General features: G+C 63.9%; 27 protein-coding genes and 3 tRNA genes. 17 read left to right on the top strand and 13 right to left on the bottom strand.

The window, feature by feature from the left end:
• Window positions 1-113 precede the first annotated feature (113 nt).
• The 3 genes from fabG to rrtA form a co-directional block, all read right to left on the bottom strand.
• Window positions 114-854, bottom strand: coding sequence for a 3-oxoacyl-ACP reductase FabG (fabG, locus tag BMZ48_RS02530; RefSeq protein ID WP_091531319.1), 741 nt, complete (start codon window positions 852-854; stop codon window positions 114-116).
• A gap of 63 nt (window positions 855-917) precedes the next feature.
• Window positions 918-1,847: an ACP S-malonyltransferase gene (gene fabD / locus BMZ48_RS02525; protein WP_234981486.1), complete on the bottom strand. Its 930-nt coding sequence runs from the start codon at window positions 1,845-1,847 to the stop codon at window positions 918-920.
• Complete coding sequence (rrtA, locus tag BMZ48_RS02520) at window positions 1,844-2,479, bottom strand: rhombosortase (RefSeq protein WP_234981485.1); 636 nt, start codon at window positions 2,477-2,479, stop codon at window positions 1,844-1,846. The genes fabD and rrtA overlap by 4 nt, the downstream gene beginning before the upstream one ends.
• Before the next feature lie 43 nt (window positions 2,480-2,522).
• Here rrtA and gspG point away from each other — a divergent pair, with 43 nt between their 5' ends.
• The 14 genes from gspG (at window position 2,523) to BMZ48_RS02450 (ending at window position 16,044) form a co-directional block, all read left to right on the top strand.
• Window positions 2,523-2,969: a type II secretion system major pseudopilin GspG gene (gspG, locus tag BMZ48_RS02515; RefSeq protein ID WP_091531314.1), complete on the top strand. Its 447-nt coding sequence runs from the start codon at window positions 2,523-2,525 to the stop codon at window positions 2,967-2,969.
• Between the two features lie 73 nt (window positions 2,970-3,042).
• On the top strand, window positions 3,043-3,642 hold the full coding sequence (gspH, locus tag BMZ48_RS02510) for a type II secretion system minor pseudopilin GspH (RefSeq protein WP_091531309.1): 600 nt from the start codon (window positions 3,043-3,045) through the stop codon (window positions 3,640-3,642).
• Window positions 3,642-4,010 carry a type II secretion system minor pseudopilin GspI gene (gene gspI / locus BMZ48_RS02505; protein ID WP_091531306.1) on the top strand — a complete coding sequence of 123 codons (369 nt, stop codon included), beginning with the start codon at window positions 3,642-3,644 and terminating at the stop codon, window positions 4,008-4,010. The genes gspH and gspI overlap by 1 nt, the downstream gene beginning before the upstream one ends.
• Window positions 4,007-4,756, top strand: a complete 750-nt coding sequence (gspJ, locus tag BMZ48_RS02500) for a type II secretion system minor pseudopilin GspJ (RefSeq protein WP_234981484.1) — start codon at window positions 4,007-4,009, stop codon at window positions 4,754-4,756. Before gspI ends, gspJ begins: the two co-directional genes overlap by 4 nt.
• Window positions 4,753-5,700, top strand: coding sequence for a type II secretion system minor pseudopilin GspK (gspK, locus tag BMZ48_RS02495; RefSeq protein ID WP_091531302.1), 948 nt, complete (start codon window positions 4,753-4,755; stop codon window positions 5,698-5,700). The genes gspJ and gspK overlap by 4 nt, the downstream gene beginning before the upstream one ends.
• Window positions 5,701-6,906 carry a type II secretion system protein GspL gene (gene gspL, locus BMZ48_RS02490; RefSeq protein ID WP_091531298.1) on the top strand — a complete coding sequence of 402 codons (1,206 nt, stop codon included), beginning with the start codon at window positions 5,701-5,703 and terminating at the stop codon, window positions 6,904-6,906.
• Window positions 6,903-7,394 carry a type II secretion system protein M gene (locus BMZ48_RS02485; RefSeq protein ID WP_091531295.1) on the top strand — a complete coding sequence of 164 codons (492 nt, stop codon included), beginning with the start codon at window positions 6,903-6,905 and terminating at the stop codon, window positions 7,392-7,394. The genes gspL and BMZ48_RS02485 overlap by 4 nt, the downstream gene beginning before the upstream one ends.
• A gap of 7 nt (window positions 7,395-7,401) precedes the next feature.
• Window positions 7,402-8,163: a type II secretion system protein N gene (locus tag BMZ48_RS02480; RefSeq protein WP_091531291.1), complete on the top strand. Its 762-nt coding sequence runs from the start codon at window positions 7,402-7,404 to the stop codon at window positions 8,161-8,163.
• Window positions 8,160-8,603, top strand: coding sequence for an NUDIX hydrolase (locus BMZ48_RS02475; RefSeq protein ID WP_091531288.1), 444 nt, complete (start codon window positions 8,160-8,162; stop codon window positions 8,601-8,603). Before BMZ48_RS02480 ends, BMZ48_RS02475 begins: the two co-directional genes overlap by 4 nt.
• Before the next feature lie 10 nt (window positions 8,604-8,613).
• On the top strand, window positions 8,614-9,708 hold the full coding sequence (gene mnmA, locus BMZ48_RS02470) for a tRNA 2-thiouridine(34) synthase MnmA (RefSeq protein WP_091531285.1): 1,095 nt from the start codon (window positions 8,614-8,616) through the stop codon (window positions 9,706-9,708).
• 126 nt (window positions 9,709-9,834) lie between these two features.
• Window positions 9,835-12,501, top strand: a complete 2,667-nt coding sequence (acnA, locus tag BMZ48_RS02465) for an aconitate hydratase AcnA (protein ID WP_091531281.1) — start codon at window positions 9,835-9,837, stop codon at window positions 12,499-12,501.
• A 44-nt stretch (window positions 12,502-12,545) separates the two neighbouring features.
• Window positions 12,546-12,869, top strand: coding sequence for a DUF6122 family protein (locus BMZ48_RS02460; RefSeq protein WP_091531277.1), 324 nt, complete (start codon window positions 12,546-12,548; stop codon window positions 12,867-12,869).
• Window positions 12,870-12,949: 80 nt separating this feature from the next.
• A complete protein-coding gene (locus tag BMZ48_RS02455; RefSeq protein WP_091531892.1) occupies window positions 12,950-13,723 on the top strand; it encodes a ParA family protein in 774 nt (257 codons plus the stop codon).
• A gap of 167 nt (window positions 13,724-13,890) precedes the next feature.
• Window positions 13,891-16,044 (top strand): TonB-dependent receptor, encoded by a 2,154-nt coding sequence (locus tag BMZ48_RS02450; protein ID WP_091531274.1) that lies wholly within the window; start codon window positions 13,891-13,893, stop codon window positions 16,042-16,044.
• 64 nt (window positions 16,045-16,108) lie between these two features.
• On the opposite strand, the gene clpX is transcribed toward BMZ48_RS02450, so the two are convergent.
• The 4 genes from clpX to BMZ48_RS02430 form a co-directional block, all read right to left on the bottom strand.
• Window positions 16,109-17,386, bottom strand: coding sequence for an ATP-dependent Clp protease ATP-binding subunit ClpX (clpX, locus tag BMZ48_RS02445; protein WP_091531271.1), 1,278 nt, complete (start codon window positions 17,384-17,386; stop codon window positions 16,109-16,111).
• An 89-nt stretch (window positions 17,387-17,475) separates the two neighbouring features.
• On the bottom strand, window positions 17,476-18,096 hold the full coding sequence (clpP, locus tag BMZ48_RS02440; protein WP_091531267.1) for an ATP-dependent Clp endopeptidase proteolytic subunit ClpP: 621 nt from the start codon (window positions 18,094-18,096) through the stop codon (window positions 17,476-17,478).
• 83 nt (window positions 18,097-18,179) lie between these two features.
• A complete protein-coding gene (gene tig, locus BMZ48_RS02435) occupies window positions 18,180-19,505 on the bottom strand; it encodes a trigger factor (RefSeq protein ID WP_091531263.1) in 1,326 nt (441 codons plus the stop codon).
• A gap of 42 nt (window positions 19,506-19,547) precedes the next feature.
• A tRNA-Leu gene (locus BMZ48_RS02430) sits at window positions 19,548-19,632 on the bottom strand.
• A gap of 124 nt (window positions 19,633-19,756) precedes the next feature.
• Here BMZ48_RS02430 and hemP point away from each other — a divergent pair.
• The 3 genes from hemP to BMZ48_RS02415 all read left to right on the top strand — a co-directional run bounded on the left by hemP (window position 19,757) and on the right by BMZ48_RS02415 (window position 21,881).
• Window positions 19,757-19,936: a hemin uptake protein HemP gene (gene hemP / locus BMZ48_RS02425; RefSeq protein ID WP_091531260.1), complete on the top strand. Its 180-nt coding sequence runs from the start codon at window positions 19,757-19,759 to the stop codon at window positions 19,934-19,936.
• Window positions 19,937-20,049: 113 nt separating this feature from the next.
• Complete coding sequence (locus BMZ48_RS02420; RefSeq protein ID WP_091531256.1) at window positions 20,050-21,090, top strand: FecCD family ABC transporter permease; 1,041 nt, start codon at window positions 20,050-20,052, stop codon at window positions 21,088-21,090.
• Window positions 21,090-21,881: a heme ABC transporter ATP-binding protein gene (locus tag BMZ48_RS02415; protein WP_091531253.1), complete on the top strand. Its 792-nt coding sequence runs from the start codon at window positions 21,090-21,092 to the stop codon at window positions 21,879-21,881. The genes BMZ48_RS02420 and BMZ48_RS02415 overlap by 1 nt, the downstream gene beginning before the upstream one ends.
• An 8-nt stretch (window positions 21,882-21,889) precedes the next feature.
• Here the strand turns inward: BMZ48_RS02415 and BMZ48_RS02410 are convergent.
• The 6 genes from BMZ48_RS02410 to pal form a co-directional block, all read right to left on the bottom strand.
• A tRNA-Pro gene (locus BMZ48_RS02410) sits at window positions 21,890-21,966 on the bottom strand.
• A 31-nt stretch (window positions 21,967-21,997) separates the two neighbouring features.
• Window positions 21,998-22,073, bottom strand: a tRNA-Lys gene (locus BMZ48_RS02405).
• A gap of 47 nt (window positions 22,074-22,120) precedes the next feature.
• Window positions 22,121-22,819 carry a 7-cyano-7-deazaguanine synthase QueC gene (gene queC, locus BMZ48_RS02400; RefSeq protein WP_091531251.1) on the bottom strand — a complete coding sequence of 233 codons (699 nt, stop codon included), beginning with the start codon at window positions 22,817-22,819 and terminating at the stop codon, window positions 22,121-22,123.
• Window positions 22,820-23,488: a 7-carboxy-7-deazaguanine synthase QueE gene (gene queE / locus BMZ48_RS02395; RefSeq protein ID WP_091531250.1), complete on the bottom strand. Its 669-nt coding sequence runs from the start codon at window positions 23,486-23,488 to the stop codon at window positions 22,820-22,822.
• A gap of 15 nt (window positions 23,489-23,503) precedes the next feature.
• Window positions 23,504-24,367, bottom strand: coding sequence for a tol-pal system protein YbgF (gene ybgF, locus BMZ48_RS02390; protein WP_091531247.1), 864 nt, complete (start codon window positions 24,365-24,367; stop codon window positions 23,504-23,506).
• Window positions 24,368-24,391: 24 nt separating this feature from the next.
• On the bottom strand, window positions 24,392-24,916 hold the full coding sequence (gene pal, locus BMZ48_RS02385; RefSeq protein ID WP_234981483.1) for a peptidoglycan-associated lipoprotein Pal: 525 nt from the start codon (window positions 24,914-24,916) through the stop codon (window positions 24,392-24,394).
• Window positions 24,917-24,920 lie beyond the last annotated feature (4 nt).

Raw genomic sequence — 24,920 nt, 5'->3', positions numbered from 1 at the left:
TGACTCCGCGACGTGTTTTATGGTGTGTGAAACCGGCGTATTGTAGTCAAAGCCGCCGGGTGAAGCAGTCAAAGCAATTTATCTCTCTCAAACAGAACGTTATTCGATAAAGCTCAATCCATGTAGAGGCCGCCGTTGACGTGCAGCGTGGCCCCGGTGATGTAACTGGCTTCCGCCGAAGCGAGGAAGGCCACGGCAGCGGCGATGTCTTCGGGCCTGCCCAGACGCTGCACCGGCACCCGGGCGAGCAGGCCTTGGCGCGCCTCCTCGGGCAGGGCGGCCGTCATGTCGGTCTCGATGAATCCCGGAGCCACGACATTGACGGTGATGCCGCGCGAGCCCATCTCCTGCGCCAGCGCCTTGGAGAAACCGACCAGGCCCGCCTTGGCCGCACAGTAATTGGCCTGGCCGGGATTGCCCATCGCGCCGACCACCGAGCCGATGTTGATGATCCGGCCATACCGCGCCTTCATCATGCCGCGCAGCACGGCCCGCGACAGGCGGAAGACCGCGGTCAGATCGGTCTCCAGCACCTGGCTCCAGTCCTCGTCCTTCATGCGCAGCAGCAGCGTGTCGCGCGTCACCCCCGCGTTGTTGACGAGAATGCTCACCGGGCCGATCGCATCGATCAGCGCCTCGCATGCAGAGGCGTCGCGTACGTCGAGCACACGCCCCTCGCCGCCGTGGGCGCGCAGCAACGCGCCGATTGCCTCGGCGCCGGATGTGCTCGTCGCCGTGCCGATCACACGTGCACCATCGGCGGCGAGCCGCTCGGCAATGGCACGACCGATGCCCCGGCTGGCGCCGGTGACGAGGGCCGTTTGACCGGCCAACCTGGCCTGGGTGGATGTCATGTCTCCCCTTCGCAAGGGTTATCTGGATTTCCGTCAACGCAAGGATAACATCCCGCCGGACGATCAGGCCGAGAGCAGGGCCCTGGCCTTGTCGAGCCCGGCCGGATCCTCGAGCGGCACGGCCGGCGCATCCTTGAGAATGCGCTTGTTCAGCCCGCACAACACCTTGCCCGGTCCGCATTCGAAAAACAGCGACACGCCCGCGCCGGCGAGCGCATGGATCACGCGCGTCCACTGCACCGGACGGTATAGCTGTTCGCGCAAGGCCACGCGGATCGCCGCACCGTCACGTCCGCTGCTTCCGTCGAGATTGTGAAACACCGGAATGACGGGGGTGTGAAACGGAATATCCGCCATCTGCGCGAACAACCGCTCGGCGGCGTCGCGCAGCAGTGAACAATGCGAGGGAACCGACATCGGCACACGCACCACCATCCGCGCCCCATGGGCCTTGGCGTGCTCGAGCACCCATTCGATCGCCGCGGCTTGACCGGCGACGACGACCTGACCCGGCGAGTTGAAGTTGGCTGGCTCGAGGACACCGTCGACCGGACAGGCCTGGCACAACGCCTCGACCTGGGCATCATCAAGACCGATCACGGCAGCCATGCCGCCCTCGCCGTGCGGAACGGCCGTTTGCATGAGACGGCCGCGCAGCTCCACCAGCCTGAGCCCGTCGGCGAAACGCAAGCTCTGCGCAGCGACCAGGGCCGCGTATTCCCCGAGGCTATGCCCGGCCACCGCCGCCGGTTGCGGCAGCCCCTGGGCCTGCCACAGACGCCAGACGGCAATGTCCGCGGCGAGCAAAGCCGGCTGTGTCCGTTCGGTGCGGTTGAGTTCCTCTGCCGGCCCTTCGCGCACCAGTGCAGCCAGATCCCAGCCGAGCACATCCGAGGCCTCCTCGAACGTCTGCGAAACGATCGGATCGTTGTGTGCCGACAACATGCCGACGGACTGTGACCCCTGACCCGGAAACAGCATCGCGTACTTCATCGCGGAATTCCTGACGTGGCGGATGGAGAACCCGGCGCCCTTGCTTCGTTTCCACGAAAACTGCCGAAGATGGCAGCGTAAACGAACGCGGACAGCGTGCCGAACAAATGCGATTCGACGACCACTCGCCCGCCGATCGCCGCTTCGTCGGACACGGGTGCGCCGGCGTACAACTCCCAGAGGATTTTACCGATGAGATACAGCAGGCAACCCAGCGCGATGAGGTCACGCCGCAGCACCTGCGGCATCAAGCCCAGCACGAATAGTCCATGAATGACGCCGGACATCCCGACATAGCCGTGCACATCCGGCACGAAAACGAACAAACCACCGGTCATACCCAGCGACAACAGCAGGACCCGGCGCACCCAGACCCAGGCCGGCAAGGGTTCCGGGCATAGCAGCACCAACACCAGCAAGCCCAATTCGTTGAGAAACAGGTGATACCACCCCAGATGCGCGAAATTGCCGGTGAGCAGGCGCCACCACTCGCCAGCGGCGATGGCCGCGCGGTCGTAGGCGAGCGCGGCGCGGCACACATCGCCGCCCAGCTCCACGAGCACGAGCAGCAGCATCAGCACCGCCGGCGCACGCCAAACGGCCGCGGAGCGGTAAAGCGAGTTTGTTATCATCGCAGCAACGGTTTTCTTGCCTTCTTCCTACGGTCACAGCGCCATGTCGGACACCCGTCGCCCTCGCGGACAGCGCGGCTTTACGCTCATCGAGATCATGGTCGTCGTCGTGATTCTCGGCATTCTGGCGGCCGTCGTGGTGCCGCGGATTATGGACAACCCGGACAAGGCTCGCATCACCAAGGCCAAGCAGGACATCCGCGTGCTGGAGTCGCAGCTCAACATGTACAGGCTCGACAACTACACGTATCCGTCCACACAGCAAGGCCTGGAAGCGCTGGTCACCAAGCCGGCCGGGGAACCGGAGCCGCGCAACTACCCGCCCGGCGGCTATATCAAATCGCTGCCCAAGGACCCCTGGGGAAATGCTTACCAGTACCTGTATCCCGGTGTGCACGGCGAATTCGATTTGTACTCGCTGGGTGCCGACGGCCGTCCCGGTGGCGAGGGCGTGAACGCCGATATCGGCAACTGGAACCTGGGTGGGTGAGTCGGGCGTGAATATCCGGGTGCAGCCAGCGGCAGCGCACCCCGCAGCTGTTTCCCGCCACGCAGGCCGCAGCATGTTCGACCGGCAGCACGCAGGTGGCTTCACGCTCGTCGAAATTCTCGTCGTCGTCCTGATCATCGGCATCATGCTGACGTTTGCGACGCTGTCGGTCGGCGACCGCGCCAGCATCGATACACTCGACAGCGAGGCCAGGCGTCTGGAGCAGCTGTTCCGGCTGGCCCAGGAAGAGGCGGAGCTCAATGGCCGTGAACTGGGCTTCCGCTACACCGATCAGGGCTATCAGTTCCTCGTCATCGGATCGGATGGACAGTGGCTGCCGGTTGCGGAAGGACCGCTGCGGCCGCGGCGCTTGCCCCCGCCGCTGCAGCTGGCACTGCGGGTCGAGGATCGACCGGTCCCTCCGGCACAGGAGATCGTGACACCCACCACCGGTGACACCGCCGCACCGATACCGCGCGCCGCCGACGAAACCGACGACGATCGCCCACCGCTACGCCCGCAGGTGATGATTCTGTCCAGCGGAGAATTCAGCCCCTTCGTGCTCGACGTCCGCGCGCAAAACCTGCGGCAAGGCTGGCGGATCGCCGGCACACTGCTCGGACAAATCCGCCGCGAGCCGCTCGACATGCTCGATCAGGAGAGGCCGGCCTGATGGATGAGCGCGGCTTCACGCTCGTCGAAATGCTGGTCGCCGTCACCGTGCTTGCGATCGCGATGGCCGCGATTCTCGCGGGCATGGCCCGTTATGCCGACAATGCCGCACGCCTGCGCGAACGCACCATCGCGCTGTGGGTTGCGCACAACCGGCTCACCGAAATCGCACTGCAACCGACCTGGCCCGACCTCGGCCGCTCGGACGGCGAGATGCACATGGCCGGCCGCACCTGGAAATGGGAGGTCGAAGTCAAAAAAACCGAAGATGCCCATCTGCGCCGCATCGACATCCGCATCCCCTCACCGACGCGCGAGGGCGATGCCGCGAGCCTGTCGGCCTTCATCGCCGACACGGGGCGTCAATGATGTCAGTGCAAGTGACGCCAACAGGCGATAGTTCCCGCAGGCGGGATCCGTCCCGCGCCAGGGGCGGCCATCGACAGAGTGGTTTCACACTGCTCGAACTGATCGTCGTCATCGCGATCTTCGCCGTGTTCTCGCTGATGGCCTACGGCGGCCTCGACTCGGTGCTGAAAACCCGCCGGCAGGTCGAAGCCGCGCAAACCCGGCTGGCGCAATTGCAGAAAGCGTATCTGCGGCTGCGCAATGATTTCCAGCAGGTCCGCAACCGCCCCGCACGCGATGGTTTCGGCGACCTGCAACCCGCGCTGCGCGCAAGTGATCGCGGCGATGTCGAATTCACGCGCGGCGGCTGGCGCAATCCGCTGAATCTGCCGCGTCCGACACTGGAGCGCGTCGCCTACCGCTACGAGGACGGCAAGCTGATCCGCATGTCCTGGCGGGTGCTCGATCAAGCCCAGGACAGCAAACCCGTGGAAAACGTGCTGCTCGAGGATCTGGAAGATCTGCGCTGGCAGTATCTCGATGCACAGCGGGAATGGCATCCGCGCTGGCCGCCGGATACGGCGGACCGGCAGCCGGCCCAGATCGCACCGCCGATGGCGGTGGAAATCACCCTGCGCACCAAAGACATCGGCGAGCTGCGCTACCTGTTCCGGCTGGGAATCGACAGCGGACGTACCGGCGAATCGCCGAGTGCAGAGACTGCTCCGCAACCCCCTCGCGGCGATATAAGCGAAGCCAGCGAATGATGCGCCGCCCGCAATCCGGAATCGCGCTGATCACCGCCGTGCTCGTCGTCGCACTCGCTGCGATCGCATCCGCGGCGATCTTGAGCTCAACCCAGATCGCGATCCGGCGGACGGCGAACCTGCAGGATTCGGAACGCGCCTGGTGGTATGCCGATGGCGTGGAGTCCTGGGTCAAGTCCATCCTCGAGCGCGACCTCGAGGATAACCAGACCGACTCCTATGCCGACGCCTGGGCACATCCCGTGGACTATCTGCCCATCGATGAGGGTTTCATTCGTGGACAGGTGATCGATCTACAGGGGCTGTACAACCTCAACAATCTTGCAGCAGCCACACCTGCCGAATTCAAGAAACAGCAAGAAATCTTCGTGCGCCTGCTCAGCCGCGCCGAGATCGCCGACGAATTCCAGGCCCATGCGCTGGCCGCGGCAATCCGCGACTGGGCCGACGCCGATAGTGAACCGACCGGCTTCGATGGTGCCGAGGACACCGAATATCTTGGCATCGACCCGCCCTATCGCGTCGCCAACCGGCTGTTCACCAGTGTCTCGGAACTGCTCGCGGTCAAGGGCGTCACCCCGGAAATCTACGCGCGGCTCGCCAATCTGGTTACAGCACTGCCTGAAACCGGCGTACCGATCAACGTGAACACCGCACCGCCAGTGCTGCTGCAGGCACTCGCCGCGCAGCCGCGCCCGGAAATCGAGCAGTTCGTCCGCGAGCGTGCCGAAAAGCCGGCCGCGAGCGTCTCCGAGCTGTTCAACGAACGCGCGCTCTACACCGCCCAGGACGCGGACCAAAGTCTGATGAGCGTGACCAGCCGGTATTTCATGCTGCGCGCCGAGGTCTTCGTAGGCAGCAGCCGGGTCGCGCTGTATAGTTGGTACTTCCGCCCCCGGTCCGGCATACCGGTCGTCCTCGGGCGCAGCATCGATACGCAATAAGTGCGCGAGACCCTTTACATCCACCTGCGCGCCGCCGAACCCGGCGCCATCACGGCTTACTGCATCGCCCGGAGCGACGCAGTGGCGTCGTTCGCCATCGAGCAGGCGCCATTGGAAACCCTATTGCCGCTTGCGCAAAACCGCCGCGTCGTCGTACTGGTGCCGTCCGCCGACGTGCGGCTGGCGTCGGTACGTCTGCCAGTCAGACAAGCCAGCAAGGCCCTGCAAGCCATACCGTTCGCGCTCGAAGATCAACTCGCGGACGATGTCGAGACTTTGCATTTTGCCTTGGGTAACCGCCAGGCGGATGGCAGCTGGCCGGTCGCCGTCGTCGCCCATGCGCGCATGGCGCAGTGGCTGGGATTCTTCACCGAACGCGGCCTGCGACCGGATGCGATGATTCCGGACGTGCTCGCGCTGCCCGTTCCCGACGATCGCCATTTCAGCCTGCTCATCGATGGCAACGAAATCATCGTCCGCACCCATCTCGGTGGCGGCTTCGTGTGCCAGCGTGAAGATCTCGTGCTGTGCCTGCAGATTGCCGATCCCGAAAGGACCCGTGCACTGCGGATTATCGTGCCGCGCGAACAGGCTTTCGATCCGACCACGCTCACCTGGCCGGTGGAAGCGCTGCATGGTTTTGCCCATCCGCTCGAAGCCCTGTTGCAGAACCTGCGCGAAGCGCACGCGATCAACCTGCTGCAGGGCGGATACTCGGCGCGTCAAGACTGGCTGCGTCTGTGGCGGCCATGGCGGCTGACCGCCGCGCTGGCCGGCTGCGTCATTCTGCTGGGTGTCACATTGCATGGCGTACAGGCGTACCGGCTCGGCAAGGCACTCGACACGCTGTCGGCCGCCAATCGCCAGCGTTATGCCGAGATTTTCCCGAACGACGCGCGCATCGTCGATTTGCCCACCCAACTCGATCGCCAGCTCGCACGGCTGGCCGGCAGCGGCGCGGGGCCGGCCTTCCTGACCCTGCTCGCCGCAACCGCAGACGCAGTCGCCGCGGTTCCCGGCCTCGCCGTCCAGACCGTGCACTATCGCGAATCGGCGCTCTATGTCGGCCTGAGCGCGCAGAATCTGCAGGCCGTCGAGCAGCTCAAAAACTGGTTCGAACGCTCGCGCGCGGCCCGTCTGGACGTGCAATCCGCGAATGCCGGCGCCGAAGGCGTGCAGATCCGCATCAAGCTCACGCCCGCATGAAGCATCTGATCGACCGTCTGCATACCGCGCTCGTGGGGCTAACCCCCCGCGAACGTGTCATGGTGCTGACCGGCGGCGCCGTCGTCGCCGTCACGCTCGGCTATCTTCTGGTCTGGGAACCGCTCGCCGTGGCCCATCACACACGCGCGCAGGCCTTGCAACAGGAGCGCTTGCTCGCCGAGCGCATCGAACGCGCCGCAGCGCAGGTGCGTGCGAGCAGCAGCCGCGCCGCCGATCGCCGTATCTCCCTGCTCACTGCCGTCGATCAGACCAGCCGCACGCCGGTGCTGGGCAAGCCTCCGGCACGGATCCAGCCCGAGGGCGATCGCGAGGTCAAGGTCTGGATCGACGAGGTGCCGTTCGCCAATCTGCTGCGCTGGATCCAGGAACTGCAGACACGCTATGGCATCACCACGCGCAGCGCAGAGATCGAGCGCGGCAGCGCACCTGGCGTCGTCAACGCCCGGCTGACACTGGTTCGCGAGTGACGTTGCGATGACCACGCGCCATCTCCTGATCGCCGCCGGTACGGCCTTCGTGCTGGGCCTGTTCGCACAGGCCCCGGCAGCGGTCATTTACGGCTGGGTCTTCGCCCGCCAGCCGGATACACCGGTGCGGCTGTTCGGCATCGAGGGCACCATCGTCTCCGGCAGTGCGCGCTATGTCATGCATGGCGGCCAGCCCCTGCTCACCGATCTGCACTGGTCGCTGCAACCGTGGGCGCTATTGCTCGGCCGTCTGGGTTATCACGTGCGCACGACATCGACGCCGCTGCTGCTCGATGGCCGACTCGGTATCGGATTCGGCGGCACGCATATCGACGCGCTCAAGGCCAGCGGCGAGTTGGGCGCACTTGCAGCCGCCGCGGGACAGTCCTTTGTACCGTTCGTTGGACAGGCCGGCATCGACGTGCACACGCTGCGCCTGCGCGACGGCTGGCCGGTTACCGCCACCGGCCAGCTGCGCGTCATCGGCCTGCACTGGACGCTGGCACGCCAACCGATCCTACTTGGCGACTACCAGGCCGATCTCGGCACCGAGAGCGGTGAGATCACCGCCCTGATCCATACGCTTTCCGGGGTGCTCGACGTATCGGGCGATGCCCGGCTCAAGCCCGATCGCAGCTACGAGCTGAACCTGCAACTGCGACCACGCCCGGATGCGCCGCCGATGGTCGCCAACCTGCTGCGATCGGTCGGCGCACCCGATGCACAGGGCTACTACCGTCTGCGGCGTACCGGCAAGATGACACCATGAACTGGTCGCCGCACGTCGTCGTCGCCTGCATCGTCGAACGCGAGGGGCGTTTTCTGGTCGTCGAGGAGGAGGTCAGTGGCCGCGTGCTGCTGAATCAGCCGGCGGGACACTGGGAACAGCACGAGACCCTGATCGCGGCAGCCCGGCGCGAGACCCTCGAGGAAACACGCTGGGAGGTGGAACCCCTCGCCGTACTCGGGCTCTACCACTTCGATCCCCCCGATCTCGACTACGGTTTTCTGCGCATCGCTTTCGTCGCGCGTGCGCTGCGTGAGCGTCCGGAGCTGACGCTCGACAGCGGCATCCTGCGCCCACTGTGGCTCACGCGCGCGGAACTTCTCGCCAGTTGCGAGCGTCACCGCAGCCCCATGGTCTTGCGCTGCGTCGATGATTACCTCGCCGGCCGGCGCTATCCGCTGGATTTGATCGCACATCTGTAGGCGGTACGACGTGCAGGCACCTCATGTTGTCGTCGGCATGTCCGGGGGTGTCGATTCCTCCGTGTCCGCCTATCTGCTCAAGGAACAGGGGTTCCGCGTATCCGGCCTGTTCATGGTCAACTGGACCGAGGATGAGCAAGGCTATTGCACCGCGGCCGAAGATTTTCAGGACGCACGCCGTGTCTGCGAGGAACTCGACATCCCGCTGCACCGCGTGGACTTCTCCCATGAGTACCGGGAGCGCGTGTTCGCGCGCTTTCTAGCCGATTACGCATCCGGCAAAACCCCGAACCCGGACGTACTGTGCAACCGCGAAGTCAAATTTCAGCCGTTCCGCGATTATGCGCTGCGCCTGGGCGCGGATTTCGTCGCCACCGGCCACTACGCCCGCATCGAGCCACACGAAGATGGACCGCACCTTTTGCGCGCCGTCGATGAAAACAAAGACCAGACCTACTTTCTCGCCGCGGTTGCGCGTGCGCATTTCGAACGCGTGTTGTTCCCGATCGGCACACTGACGAAACCCGAGGTGCGCAGCATCGCCCAGCGCGCCGGGTTGCCTGTGCACCGGAAGAAAGATTCGACCGGAATTTGCTTCATCGGCGAGCGCGAATTCCGCGCCTTTCTCGCACGCTATCTCAAACCCGATCCCGGTCCGATCATCGACGATCGTGGCCGCGAGATCGGCACGCATCAAGGTCTGATGTACTACACGCTGGGCCAGCGGCGCGGCCTGGGGATCGGCGGCACGCGCGGTACCCGCGAAGCCCCGTGGTATGTGATCGCCAAAGACACGGAACGCAAAGCGCTGATCGTCTCCCAGGATGCCCAGCACCCCTGGCTGATGTGCCGCGAGCTTTTGACTGGGGTCTTCAACTGGCTGGGGCCACCGCCAACGCCTGACATCCCATTGCTTGCGCGCATCCGTCACCGCCAGGCATTGCAGGCCTGCACTGCCGAACCCGTGGGTGATGGCGTGCGGGTGCGCTTTGCAACGCCGCAGCGCGCAGTCGTCGCCGGACAGTACTGCGTGCTCTACGCGGACGGACGATGCCTGGGTGGTGGCGAGATTGTCGGCACCACCTGCCTCGGCCGGCCTCAATAAGCGCGCACCAGCCGAGAGCCGCAGCGCGTTTTCGCTATAATTCCGCGCCGTTTTCGCGCCAGCAAACTGCGCCAAACGCTGACCTTCAAGCCACTTACGGGCCCCAACACTGCGGAGTTCCTAGCCATGACGGACAGCTTTAACGCCAAGTCCACGCTCAAAGTCGGTTCCAAGACCTATACCTACTATGACCTGACCAAGCTGGAGGGGCCGTACAAAGTCTCGCGCCTGCCCTATTCCTACAAGATCCTGCTCGAAAACCTCCTGCGCCACGAGGATGGCGTCAACATCACGAAAGACACGATTGCTGCGCTCGCGGGCGCGGACTTGAAAAACCTGCCCGCCAAGGACATCGACTTCACGCCGGCGCGCGTGATCCTGCAGGACTTCACCGGCGTGCCCTGCGTGGTCGATCTCGCGGCGATGCGCGACGCGATGAAGACGCTGGGAGGCGATACGAAGAAGGTCAATCCGTTGTGCCCGGTGGAGCTGGTCATCGATCACTCGGTGATGATCGACCACTACGGCTCCAAAGACGCCCTCGATCTCAATGCCAAGATCGAGTTTGAACGCAACAAGGAGCGCTACACCTTCCTGCGCTGGGGTCAGCAGGCGCTGAAGAACTTCAAGGCAGTGCCGCCGGACACCGGCATCGTCCACCAGGTCAACATCGAATACCTCGCCCGCGTGGTGTTCGAGAAAGACGGCCTGCTTTATCCGGATTCCTGCTTCGGTACCGACAGCCATACGACGATGGTCAACGGCATCGGCGTGCTCGGCTGGGGCGTGGGTGGCATCGAGGCCGAGGCGGCGATGCTCGGCCAACCCTCGTCGATGCTGATGCCGGAAGTCATCGGCGTGCGCCTGACCGGCAAGCTCGCCGAGGGTGCAACCGCCACCGATCTCGTGCTCACCGTGACCGAGATGCTGCGCAAGCGCGGCGTGGTGGAAAAATTCGTCGAGTTCTTTGGCCCCGGTGTCGGCAACCTGTCTGCCTCCGACCGCAATACCATCGCCAACATGGCGCCCGAATACGGCGCCACCTGCGGCATCTTCCCGATCGACGAGGAAACTCTCAACTACCTGCGTCTGACCGGCCGCAGCGAAGAACACGTGGCCAAGGTCAAAGCCTACGCTCAGGCCCAGGGGATGTGGTGGACACCGGACGCGCCGGAAGCCGAGTACACCGACGTGCTGCATCTGGATCTGTCCAGCATCCAGCCCTCGCTGGCCGGACCCAAACGCCCGCAGGACCGCGTGCTGCTCAAGGACCTCAAGAGCAACTTCCGCAAAGCCTTCGAGGCCGAGCAGAAGATGCGTCCGTCCAAAGGGCCCGCCACCGTCCAGCACAAGGGTGAGACGTTCCCGCTCAAAGATGGCGCCGTCGTCATCGCGGCGATTACCTCGTGCACCAACACCTCGAACCCGAGTGTGCTGATCGGCGCCGGTCTGCTGGCCAAGAAGGCACGCGCGCTGGGGCTCAAGACCCAGCCCTGGGTGAAGACTTCGCTCGCTCCGGGCTCGCTCGCCGTGACCGAATATCTGAAGAAGGCGGGTCTGCTCGAGCATCTCGAAGCGCTGGGCTTTTATGTCTCCGCCTATGGCTGCACGACCTGCATCGGCAATTCCGGACCTCTCGATGAGCCGATCGGCAAAGCGATCAACGATCACACGCTGTCGGTATCGGCCGTGCTCTCGGGCAACCGCAACTTCGAGGGTCGCGTCCACCAGGACGTGCGCATGAACTACCTCGCCTCCCCACCGCTGGTCGTTGCGTTTGCGATCGCCGGAACGACCGACATCGATCTAACCTCCGAACCCATCGGCAAGGGTAAAGACGGGCAGGATGTCTTCCTCAAGGACATCTGGCCGTCGAATCAGGAAATCCAGGATGTGGTGGCCAAGTCCGTCACCAGCGAGCTCTTTACCAAGAGCTACGCCGACGTCCTCAAGGGCGATGCCCGCTGGCAGTCGATCCAGGTCACGCCCTCGGAGACCTATCAATGGGATCCGAAATCGACCTACATCCAGAACCCGCCTTACTTCGTCGGCATGACGATGACGCCGCCCGGCGTACAGCCGATCAAGGGCGCCCGCTGCCTTGCCGTGCTCGGCGACTCGATCACCACCGACCACATCTCGCCCGCCGGCGACATCAAGAAGGACAGCCCCGCCGGCAAATATCTGCTGGAGCGTGGCGTCAGCAAGGCCGATTTCAATTCCTACGGATCCCGCCGCGGCAATCACGAAGTGATGATGCGCGGCACGTTCGCCAACACGCGCATCAAGAATGCGATGACGCCGGGCGTCGAAGGTGGCGTCTCCCGCTACATCGGCAAGGACGGCACGCCGGGTCCGGTCGAGCCGATCTACGACGTCGCGATAAAGTACAAAGCCGATAACACGCCGCTGATCGTCCTTGCCGGCAAGGAGTACGGCACCGGCTCGTCGCGCGACTGGGCGGCCAAAGGCACGCTGCTGCTCGGCGTCAAAGCCGTCATCACCGAGAGTTTCGAGCGCATCCACCGCTCGAATCTCGTCGGCATGGGCGTGCTGCCGCTCAACTTCGTCGATGGCCAAAACGCCCAATCGCTGGGTCTTGACGGCACCGAAGTGTTCGACATCGAAGGCCTCGTGCGCGGCACAACGGAAGTCACCGTCAACGCCCGCAAAGCCGATGGCCAGGTCGTCCGCTTCAAGGCCAAGGTGCGCATCAATACACCCAAGGAATGGGAGTACTACGAGCACGGTGGTGTGCTCCAGTACATGCTGCGGCAGATGGCCCAAGCCTGACCCGCCACCAGAAAGGCCCGCGACCGCGGGCCTTTCCTTTGAAGATGCCGATCGCCGCCGCGCTGCATCTGATTCTGCATGTCCTCGTGCCGGGCCTTGTCGCGAGACTGTGGCTGGGCACACACTGGCGCCGCGCCTGGCTGATCATGCTGGCGACGATGGCCGTGGATCTGGACCATCTCCTCGCCGATCCGGTTTACGATCCACACCGCTGCAGCATCGGCTTTCATCCGCTGCACCGCGCACCGGCGATTGCCGCTTATGGGCTGATGCTGCTGGGGCGACAAACCCGCGTGGCCGGAGCTGGCCTGCTGATCCACATGGGTCTCGATGCATCGGACTGCATCGTGCAAGGAGCGCGGCCTTAAACCTTGCTGTAACCGACATCGGTCATCCGAAATCCCGTACACTTGCTGCGCGCTTCGTGCCGCCATCCTTCGATGACATCATGACCACCCGAGTCGTCTTCAACCAGAAAGGCGGGGTCGGCAAGACCACGATCGTCTGCAATCTCGCTGCCATCGCGGCCTCCCGCGGTCTGCGCACCTTGGTCGTCGATCTCGATACGCAAGGCAACGCCACGCAGTACCTGATGGGCTCGGCGCCAGTCAAACCGGATCGCACGATCGCGGATTTCTTCGAGTCGACGCTGAGCTTCTCGCTCAATCCGGCACCGTTTATTACCTACGCGACGAACACACCCTTCGAGAATCTCGACATCGTCGCTGCCGATCCACATCTGGATGAACTCGCGGTCAAACTCGAAGCCAAGCAGAAGATTTACAAGCTGCGCGATGCGCTGCGCAAGCTGCGCGGCTATGACGCCGTGTTCATCGATACACCGCCAGCGCTGAACTTCTACTCGCGCGCGGCCCTGATCGCCTGCGAACGCGTGCTGATCCCATTCGACTGCGACGAATTCGCCCGCCAGGCTTTGTACACGCTGCTCGACAACATCACCGAGATCCGCGCCGATCACAACGATGGGCTCGTCATCGAAGGCATCGTCGTCAATCAGTTCCAGGCGCGTTCGAAACTGCCGGCGCGCATCATCGAGGAACTCAAGGCGGAAGGCCGGCCGGTGCTCGATACACTGCTGTCCAGCTCGATCAAGGTCAAGGAATCGCACGAGCTATCGCGCCCGTTGATTTACCTCGACCGCAGCCACCGGGTGACGCAGGAATACATCGCGCTCTACGACGCGCTGCACGCAGCACACTGAGATGCCTGCCTCAGGGTTCTGAGTCCCAAGCCGACAGACATCTGCCGCCATGCACGCTGCCCCGCAGGCGGCCTGTTTGATGCGATCCCACCCATTCGGAGGTCTGCCCAACGATTGCTCGCTGCTAGAGTGGGTGCGCATCCAGACGACCTGACTGCCGAAATCGTATGCGCGCAGACCCACGACGGCACCCGATCACCGTAGCCTTGATGCTGGGCGCATCCGCATCGCTTGCGCTCGTAACCGCGGCATTCGCCCAGAACCTCCAGCCCACGCCCCTCGAGCCGATCACCGTCACGGCGACACGCCTGCCGGTGTCCAGCTTCGAAATCCCTGCATCGATCAGTCTCGTCACCGCGCAACCCGCGCTGAGCGAGGGCACATTGACCGCCCAGCTGAGCGAGATCCTGGACCAGGTGCCGGGCCTGGTGGCAAGGGACCGTCAGAATTACGCGCAGGACACCCAGATCGCGATCCGCGGCTTTGGTGCCCGTTCGACTTTCGGAATCCGTGGCATCCGCTTGTATCTGGACGGGATCCCCGCATCTCAACCCGATGGTCAGGGTCAGATCGCACACTTTGACCTCGCGTCCGCCGATCGTGTCGAAGTGCTACGCGGGCCTTTTTCAACGCTCTACGGCAATTCCTCGGGCGGCGTGATCCAGATGTTCACGGCCGATCCTCCACCGCAGGGCAGTGAAATCCTGACAAGCCTCGCCGCAGGAAGCTTCGAAACGTATCGGGCCAGCGCTGGCGCACGCGGCACGCTGGGGCCGGCGGGATACGTATTCAACTACACCCATCTCGCCACCGAGGGCTTTCGCAGCCACAGTCGGGCCAGGCGCGACCTGCTCAATGCCAAGCTGGTCTGGGCGAGCAGTCCCGACCACCGCTTCAGTCTCATCGTCAACCACTTCGCGATGCCGCACGCCGAGGACCCGCTCGGCCTGACCCGCGCGCAGTTCGATGAAAATCCGCGTCAGGCCACGACTGCCGCGCGGCAGTTCGATACCCGCAAGAGCGTCGATCAAACCCAGGGGGGATTGATCTACGAATGGCAGGGTCGTGACCACCATACCGTGCGCGCGCTCGCCTATGCGGGAGCCCGGCAGGTGCGCCAGTTTCTTGCCATCCCGGTTGCGCCGCAGGCCAATCCCAAACACCCCGGCGGTGTCATCGATCTCGACAACCGCTTCGCGGGTGCCGACCTGCGCTGGGGCTTCCACGGCACGCTGTCCGCGCGACCGTATTCGTTCGTCGCCGGCCTGGCTTATGAGACGCTCACGCAAGCCCGCCGCGGCTACGAGAATTTCGACGGAGACCGCACCGGCGTCCAAGGTGTTTTGCGTCGTGATGAGACCAATACCGTCTATAGCCTCGACCCTTATGCCCAGGCCGACTGGCAGTTCAGTGAGCGTGCATCGCTGATGGCCGGGCTACGTCACAGCCGTGTGCGCTTGGACTTCGATGATCATTACGTCACCGACGATAACGGCGACGACAGCGGCGCGCGCGACTACTTTGCATCGACGGCGGCCGCCGGTGTGCTGCTCAAGGTCAACGACGACCTGCGCATTCACACCAGCTACGGCATCGGGTTCGAAACGCCAACACTCGCTGAACTCGCCTACCGGCCTGACGGCGAACCAGGGCCGAATCTGGCCCTGAACGCTGCCCGCTCGCGTCATGCCGAAGTCGGCGCAAAGCTGCGCCTGGCAACGTCGGCACAGGCACAACTGGCCTTGTTCCACGCCGATACGCGTGATGAAGTCGCGATCTGCGCGAACAGCGGCGGACGGTCCGCGTTTTGTAACGCCGGTCGCACCCAGCGCCTGGGCGCCGAAGCGCATCTGGTCCTGCCGGTGAGCCAGGTCGGTCAGTTGGAGCTCAGTCACACCTGGCTAAGAGCGGTGGTGCGCGAGGGCTATCTGACCTGCACATCGACACCCTGCGCGATGCCGTCGATAGAGGTTGCCGCAGGCAATCGGCTGCCCGGCGTCCCGGAATCGAAAACCGACTTACTGCTACGCTGGGGTGCGCAAACGGGCTGGCATGCGCAAGTCGAGGCGCAGTACTTGAGTAAGGTGTACGTCAACGACGTCAACGACGAAGCCGCGCCTTCATACGCACTGGTCCATGTCGGTGCGGGCTATGTCTTTCCAGGGCCCGGCACCCGCCTGCGCCTGTTCGTGCAAGCCAACAATCTTTTCGATGCTGCCTACGCCGGCTCTGTCATCGTCAACGACGCAAACCGCCGCTACTACGAACCCGGCCCTGGATTCAACGTGTTTTGTGGCCTCTCGCTGCACTGGCAGCGCTAAAAAGCATCGGCCATTAAAAAGCCCCGCGGTGCGGGGCTTGGGCAAGACAGAGCAGACGAAGCCTTCAGGCCGCCGTGCTCTTGTGGCCGTGCTTGGCCTCAGCGTTCTCATAGACGATGAACGGTTTGGCCTCGCCGCGCACCACGGCATCGTCGATCACAACCTTGCTGACGTTCTGCATCGAGGGCAGGTCGTACATGACATCGAGCAGGATGTTTTCCATGATCGTGCGCAGACCCCGCGCACCGGTCTTGCGCTCTTTGGCCCGCGCGGCGATCGCGCGCAAAGCCTCCTCGCGGAACTCGAGCTGCACGCCCTCCATGCTGAACAGTTTCGCATACTGCTTGACCAGCGCGTTTTTCGGCTCCTTGAGGATCGCCATCAAGGCAGCCTCGTCGAGCTCCTCGAGCACGGCGATCACCGGCAGACGGCCGATGAATTCCGGAATCATGCCGAAACGGATCAGATCATCGGGTTCGACACGCGCCAACAGCTCGCTCGCGCGCTTGCCATCCTTGTCGGATTTGACCTCGGCCGAAAAACCGATACCGGTGCGCTCGGTCCGCGCCTGGATGACTTTTTCGAGGCCAGCGAATGCACCGCCGCAGATGAACAGGATGCCGGCCGTGTTGACCTGGAGGAACTCCTGCTGCGGATGCTTGCGCCCGCCCTGGGGCGGCACGCTGGCGATGGTCCCCTCGATGAGTTTCAACAAGGCCTGCTGGACACCCTCGCCCGATACATCGCGGGTGATCGACGGATTCTCCGACTTGCGCGAGATCTTGTCGATCTCGTCGATATAGACGATACCGCGTTGGGCCTTTTCGATGTCGTAATCGCACTTCTGTAACAGGCGCGCGATGATGTTCTCGACATCCTCGCCGACATAGCCGGCCTCGGTGAGCGTGGTTGCGTCGGCAATCGCAAACGGCACGTCGAGCAGCCGCGCCAGGGTCTCGGCGAGCAGCGTCTTGCCGGAGCCGGTCGGCCCGATCAAGAGAATGTTCGATTTGGCGATTTCCACGCCGTCTGCCGAACCTTTGAGCGACAAGCGCTTGTAGTGGTTGTAAACGGCCACGGACAGGATCTTCTTGGCCTGATCCTGGCCGATCACATACTCGTCGAGGACCGCGCGAATCTCGTGCGGTTTGGGCAAGCCCTTGGCCTGCGGCTTGGCATGCACCTCTTCGCGGATGATGTCGTTGCACAAATCGACGCACTCGTCGCAGATGTACACCGACGGGCCCGCGATCAGCTTGCGGACCTCGTGCTCGCTTTTACCGCAAAATGAGCAGTAAAGGACGCGCCCGTTGTGCGATCCGCTCCGTGTCTCGTTACTCATCCTTCAGTCCTCATCCGGACGACGGCATCCGGCGACACCTGTATAGCACAGTGCCATTTTGCTGCAAAACCTGAACGAAAACTCACCATTCATGCGGCCGAAGCGCCCCGCTGGACGAGAATCTGGTCGATCAGCCCGTAGGCCTTGGCCTGCTCGGCGCTCATGAAGTAATCCCGCTCGACATCGCGGGCGATCCGCTCGAGCGGCTGGCCGGTATGCTCTGCCATCAAGGCATTGAGCCGCTCGCGTAGGTAGAGGATCTCGCGCGCCTGGATCTCGATATCGCTGGCCTGCCCCTGTGCGCCGCCCGAAGGCTGGTGGATCATCACGCGCGCGTTCGGCAGCGCGTAGCGCTTGCCCTTGGCACCGGCACAGAGCAGGAAAGCCGCCATGCTCGCCGCCTGACCGATGCACATCGTGCTGACGTCCGGCTTGATAAAACGCATCGTGTCGTAGATCGACAATCCGGCAGTGATCACGCCGCCCGGCGAATTGATATACAGATGGATGTCCTTATCCGGATTCTCCGATTCGAGGAACAACAGCTGGGCGACGACCAGGTTTGCCATGTGATCCTCGATCGGGCCGACGATGAAGATCACGCGTTCCTTGAGCAGCCGCGAATAGATGTCGAAGGCCCGCTCCCCTCGGGCGGTCTGCTCGATGACCATCGGAACGAGATGCTGGGCGCGGGTGAGGATGTCGGACATGATGGGTGTGGAGATGGACAAAACCGGTGGGATGGACGCAGGGCCGGCACGACGGCAGGCTCTTGTGCGCTCTCAGATGTCCTTCAAGACCGTGCGGCGGGCTTGGGGTTCAGCAGTTCATCCAGGGTCATCGACCGCTCGCTGACCGTCGCCGCCGCCGCCAGCGTATCGACGACCTGGTCTTCCAGCACCATCGCACTCAAGCCTTGCATCAGATCCGGACGCGAGCGGTAGAAGGCCTTGACCTGTTCCGGCTGTTCGTAGTCGATCGCGATGTCATCGAGCGCCTTGGCCAGGCGCGCGGGATCGAGCTTGATCGACTGTGTCTTGATCACCTCACCGATCAAAAGACCGAGACTGACCCGGCGGCGCGCAGTTGCCTCGAACACGGCGTCAGGCAACAGCTCTTTGAGCTTGGCGGCATCGGCGTTCGCCATGTTCATGCGCGCGGCGGCCTCCTGCCGCAGACGCGGAATTTCCTGCTGGATCAGGGCCTCGGGAACCTCGATCGGATGGGCCGCCAGCAGTTGCTCGAGCACCTGGGCCTTGATGCGGTTCTGCACTGCCTTGTCACGCTCCTTCTCGAGCGCGGCCCGGCACTTTTCGCGGAGTCCGGCCTCCCCCGCGGCCTCGTCCACCTGATGCGCCCTGAGGAACTCGGCATCGATCTCCGGCAGATGTCCCTCCTCCACCGATTGGAGCGTCACCTCGAACTGCGCCGTCTTGCCGCGCAGTTGCTCGGAACGATAGTCGTCGGGGAAGCGCACATCGACGACGAAGCGCTCGCCGGCGGTATGTCCCACGATGCCGTTTTCCAGATCCGGCAGGAACTGGCTGGCACCGATCTCGAAGCTGACGTCCTTACCCTCGCCACCGGGAAAAGGCTCGCCGTCGAGCCGGCCGACGAAATCGATTTTGACACGATCACCGACGGCTGCCGGACGCTGCACTTGGGTGAAGCTGCGGCGCGCCTTGCGCAGATTGTCGATGAGCCGATCGACATCGGCCTCAGTGACCACCACCTGCGGCTTTTCGATCTTCAGCGTATCGAAAGCCTGCAGGCGGATCTCCGGGTAGACCTCGAAATGCGCGACGTATTCCAGCGCCTCGCCAGGTTTTTCCGCCGTGATGTCGATCTTGGGCTGGCCGGCCGGGTGCATACCGACCCGGCTGAGGGCCTCCGGGTAGGTCTGCTGGACGATGTCGGAAATCGCATCGATGCGCGCCGACTCGCCAAACTGTGCTTCGACGATCTTGCGCGGCGCCTTGCCGGGACGGAAACCCGGCAGTTTGGCGCGGCTCGCGTAGCGCTTGAGGCGCTCGTCGACGGCCTTGGCGACCTGCTCGGCAGGCACACGGACCCGCATCTGCCGGCGCAGTCCGCCCGGCGACTCGACATTCACTTCCATTTCCAAGACTCTGATTTAAAAGTTATGAGGCTGTTGAAACGCTGGTGCGAAAGGAGAGACTCGAACTCTCACGCCTTGCGGCGCTGGAACCTAAATCCAGTGCGTCTACCAATTCCGCCACTTTCGCGTGAGCCGTGCAGTATAGCAGTGGCGTTCTGACGACTGGTCGCAGCGCGCCGGGCGCACCACCCGATTGACTTGCATTTGGGAATTATTATCATTTGCAAGTCCTTCCCGTCGGAGTTCGTGTCATGTCCGTCCTGCGCTTGTCTTCCCCACAGCCGGCCACCACCCCCCGCCCTGCCACCACCATTCCGCGCGTGCGCAGCGACGAGCTGCTGCGCGGCAGCCGCGAGATCGTCATCGAGCATCGCGGAGAGGAATATCGTCTACTGCGCACCCGCAATGATCGGCTCATCCTGAACAAATGAGCCTGGGCCAGCCGGCTGCGCCGTGCAGTCGGCTGGCCGCTGCTTGCGCGCCGGTACGGTTACACCGCAATCCGCTACGCTGCGCATCCGGCTTTTGAAATCCGTATCGGCACATGAGTCGTGGTCTGATCGCCAGGGGGCGCGTGCGCCTTGCGGCTGCCGTGCTGGCGGCACTGTTGATCGCCTGCACACTGGCAGCGCTCGTCATCGGTCCGGTGGCCATCGCACCGGAGCATCTGCCCGCGATCCTGGGTTTGCCCACCGGCGCTGACCCCAGCGATGTCGAACGTCTGGCCGTGCTCCAGATCCGCCTGCCCCGGGTGTGCCTGGCCTTGCTGGTCGGCGCCGCGCTGGGACTGGCGGGCGCTGCGATGCAAGGCTTGATGCGCAATCCCTTGGCCGATCCGGGGCTCATCGGGGTATCGGCCGGCGCAGCGTTCGCCGCCGCAGTCCTGATGGTGCTCGGTGTCGATCGTCTGCTGCCCACGGCAGTCGCCCTGCCGGCTGCAAGCTTCATCGGCGGTGCCGCCGCGGCGGCGGCCGTCCTGCGGCTGAGTCTCGTCGATGGACGCACGCGCATTGCGACGATGCTGCTCGCCGGCCTGGCACTGAACGCCATCGCCGGTGCCGGCATCGGCTTTCTTGCTTATCTCGCCGACGACTTTGCGCTGCGTACAGTGACCTTATGGATGTTCGGATCGCTCGGCCACGCCGGCTTTGGCGAACTCGCGCTGGCATTGCCACTGTTGCTGCTGCCGCTGATGGCATTGCCAGCCCAGGCGCGTGCCCTCAATGCGCTGTTGCTGGGCGAGGCCGAGGCGCTGCATCTGGGCATCGATGTCGAGGTGCTCAAACGCCGTGTCAGCGTGCTCATCGTGCTTGCGGTCGCCGTCAGCGTGGCCCTCGCCGGCATCATTGGGTTCATCGGCCTGATCGTGCCTCATCTCGTACGGCTGTGGACCGGACCGGATCATCGGTATGTGCTTCCCGGCTCGGCGCTGCTCGGAGCCTTGCTCCTGCTGGTCGCGGACACCGCCGCGCGCACACTGTTCATGCCTGCGGAACTGCCCATCGGCATCCTCACGGCCTTGATCGGCGGCCCGTTCTTCCTCGCCCTGCTACTGCGCTACCGCGATCGCCCGGAGCTGGCGTGATGCTGACGGCACGCGACCTGTCCTACGTCGTCGATGGCCGTGCATTGCTGCGCGGAATTTCCGTGGACATCGGCCCGGGCACCGTCCACGCCGTGCTGGGCCCCAATGGCGCGGGCAAGACAACGCTCCTGCGCCTGTTGTCCGGCGAACTCCCCCCGCATTCGGGAACGATCACGTACGCTGGCCGGCCGCTGCAGGCATGGAGTCCGCAACAGCTCGCACGCCTGCGCGCAGTGCTCCCCCAACGCGAGCAACTCGGATTCGCTTTCACTGTGGAAGAAGTGGTGGCCCTGGGACGGCTGCCTTGTCCACGGCACCGCATCGAACGAGAAACCGAGATCATCGCCGAAGCGATGAAAATCAGCGGCATTTCGCATCTGCGCACGCGCCGTTACCCAACGCTGTCCGGCGGTGAACGCGCCCGCGTGCATCTGGCACGGGTGCTCGCGCAGATTTGGGAACCGGTCGAACTGGGGCCGCGCGCGCTGATGCTCGATGAGCCGACTGCGAACCTCGATCTGGCCTACCAGCACCACTGCCTGCGCCTCGCGCGCCGATTCGCTGCGCAGGGTGTCGCCGTGCTGCTCGTGCTGCACGATCCCAATCTGGTGCTTGCCTATGCCGATACTGCGACGCTGTTGTGCTGCGGCGAGGTGATCGCACAAGGAGCACCGGCCGAAATTCTCACCGCTGCACGACTGACCCAGGTCTACGGGGTGCCGATCGACGTGATGCACGATGGCGCAAGGCCCTGGATCCGCGTCGCCGTCGATCGAATCGGTCCGCCGTGATACCGAAATGGTCGGGGAGACAGGATTTGAACCTGCGACCCCCTGCGCCCAAGGCAGGTGCGCTACCAGGCTGCGCTACTCCCCGACATCCCGGCGCGACAAGACCACGAGCGGTGTGGTGGGTCGTGATGGATTCGAACCATCGACCAACTGGTTAAAAGCCAGCTGCTCTACCGACTGAGCTAACGACCCATGAGACGCACAGGGGCGCGCATGATACCGGAATCGCCGGCAATGGCCTACCGTGTCATCACATAGCGCGTCGGATCAGCCAGACCTGCGGCTTTAAACCCCTCACGCCTGAGACGGCAGGCGTCACAGCGGCCGCAGGCGCGCCCGTCGGCATCGGCCTGGTAGCAGGACACGGTGAGACTGTAATCCACACCCAGACGCACACCCTCACGAATGATCTCGGCCTTGCTCATGTATAACAGCGGCGCGTGGATACGCAGCCGTGCCCCCTCGACACCTGCCTTGGTTGCCACCATGGCAAGTCGCTCGAACGCCTCGATGAAAGCAGGCCGGCAGTCGGGGTATCCGGAGTAATCGACTGCGTTCACACCGATGAAAATGTCGCGGGCTCCGATGACCTCCGCCCACCCGAGCGCCAGGGACAAAAACAGCGTGTTGCGCGCCGGAACATACGTTACCGGAATTCCGGCGCTCGGAGCCTCCGGCACGGCTATCGCATGATCGGTCAGCGCCGATCCTCCAAAGGCATCGAGATTCACCGACACCCGCTGGTGCCGGCGGACACCGAACGCGGCAGCCATGCGCGCCGCTGCGGCAAGCTCGGCATCATGCCGCTGGCCATACGCCACGCTCAGCGCGAAAACCTCGAATCCCTGCGCGCGCGCGATCGCCAGGACCGTCGCCGAATCCAGCCCGCCGGAGAGCAGCACGACGGCTTTGTCGCCAGATGTTGTGCTCATGGTCATTCACCGTCCGGGCGTATTGCCCCACAGCAGCTTGTGCAATTGCACCTGGAAACGCACGGGCAAGCGGTCGGCCAGCAGCCAGTCCGCGAGCTGCACTGGTTCCAGTTGGCCCGCACTCGGCGAAAACAGCACGGTGCAGCGCCGATCCAGTGCATGCGTGCGAACGACATCACGTGCCCATTCGTAATCGGCGCGGCTGCAAATGACGAACTTGACTTCGTCGCGTGCGCTCAGATGGGCGAGATTCTCCCAGCGATTGCGTTGCGATTCCCCGGAATCCGGGGTCTTGAGATCCATCACCCGCACGACCCGCGGATCGACGGCGCTGATATCCAGCGCCCCGCTGGTTTCGAGCGATACCTGATACCCGGCATCACAGAGCATCGCGAGCAGGCCCAGACAGGCTTTCTGGGCCAGCGGCTCGCCGCCCGTAACGCAAACGTGGCGGACGTCGAGACTGGCGACACGCTCCCGCACTTGCGCGAGGGTCATCCACTGCCCGCCGTGGAACGCATATGCGGTATCGCAGTATTGGCAGCGCAGCGGGCAGCCGGTAAGCCGCACGAATGCCGTCGGCCAGCCGACGAGGGAACTCTCACCCTGCAGCGACCGAAAAATCTCGGTGATTTTGAGGCGCGGCTCGACCGCAGCAACGGAAGACGTGATCAATGCCGCGCCAGGTTTTCAATTGGCCCCCAGACGCTGCTGGGCCAGTTTGGCAGCGTTGGACTGCGGATAGGTTTCGACCAGGCGCTTGAGCGTGGCCCGACCTTCCGCTTCCTGCTTCAGATCCAGCTGCACCAAACCAGTCTTGAGCATGGCATCCGGCGCCTTCGGGCTGTTCGGGAAGCGCTGTAGCACGGCCTGAAAGGCCAACAGCGCCGATTTGTAATCGCGCTTGACGTAATACGCCTCGCCGCTCCAATAAAGCGCATTGTCGGCGTAACGCCCCTGGGGCCATTTCTCGAGCAAGGCACGGAAACCACGAATGGCCTCGTCGTACTTGCCATTCTTGAGCGCATCAAAAGCCGTCAGATAAGCGCCCTCCTCCTCGGGCGAGGCGCCGGATCCAGAGGAGATGGTGACGGGTGGCGGCGCCCCACCATCGGCCGCCGGCGGTAGCGGAGCAGCGGTCCCCGGCGCAGGCGTCGTGGTGGTGATCGTGCCGCTGGGCTCGACTCGGGCGCCGACGACCGCCCCCGTCGCCGCACCTGGGTTTTCGAGCCGCTGCAAACGCCGGTCGAGATCCAGATACTGCTCGCGACTGCGCCGCTGCGCCTGATCGAAGTCGAAACGCAGCCGCTCCATTTCACCGCGGATCTGGCGCAGATCATCGCGCAACCGGATGTTCTCCTGATCCATGCCGGTGAGATTGACGGCATCGAGCCGGCGCGAGAGTTCGGCAACCCGCGACTCGACCGCCTGCAAGCGCCGCTCGGTTGGCGAGAGGTTGTCGGAACCACCCGCAATCGGGCCACCGAAACTACTTGCGCAACCCGCGAGCACTGCGCCCGCACAGCCCACCGCCGTCACGCGCCACCATTGCATCGCCGTTGCCTCCCGATCCAACCGTTACTGACGGATGATTTGCACGCGGCGGTTCTTGGCCCATGCAGCCTCGTCGTGGCCAGGATCGGCCGGGCGCTCTTCGCCATAACTGATCACCGAAATCTGCTGGGCGCTGACACCCTTGGCGAGCAAAGCCGACTGCACGGCATTGGCACGGCGCTCACCCAGACCGACGTTGTATTCACGAGTACCGCGCTCGTCGGCATGACCTTCGAGACGTACACGCGCCGTCGGATTGGCGTTCAAATATGACGCGAACGCATCGATGACACCCTGATACTCGGGCTTGATCGTGCTGTCATCGAAATCGAAATAAATGATGTTCGTGCTCAGCGCACGCTCGGCCGCCGCAGCAGCGTCATAACTGCCATCGACTGGCGCGGGTGCAGGTGCGATGCGGTCGGTATAAGGCTCACTGGTCTGGGTGGGAACCGTGCCCCCGGCCGGATTCCGCTCCTTGGTGGACCCGCAGGCACCGAGCATCAGTGCGACAGAAATGACAGCAGGCACCCAATACTTACCATTCATTATC

Origin of the sequence: Fontimonas thermophila (genome assembly GCF_900113085.1) — a bacterium.
Classification (GTDB): domain Bacteria; phylum Pseudomonadota; class Gammaproteobacteria; order Nevskiales; family Nevskiaceae; genus Solimonas; species Solimonas thermophila.
Note: the sequence above shows the minus strand (reverse complement) of the source record. Positions and strands in the feature narration are given on the sequence as shown.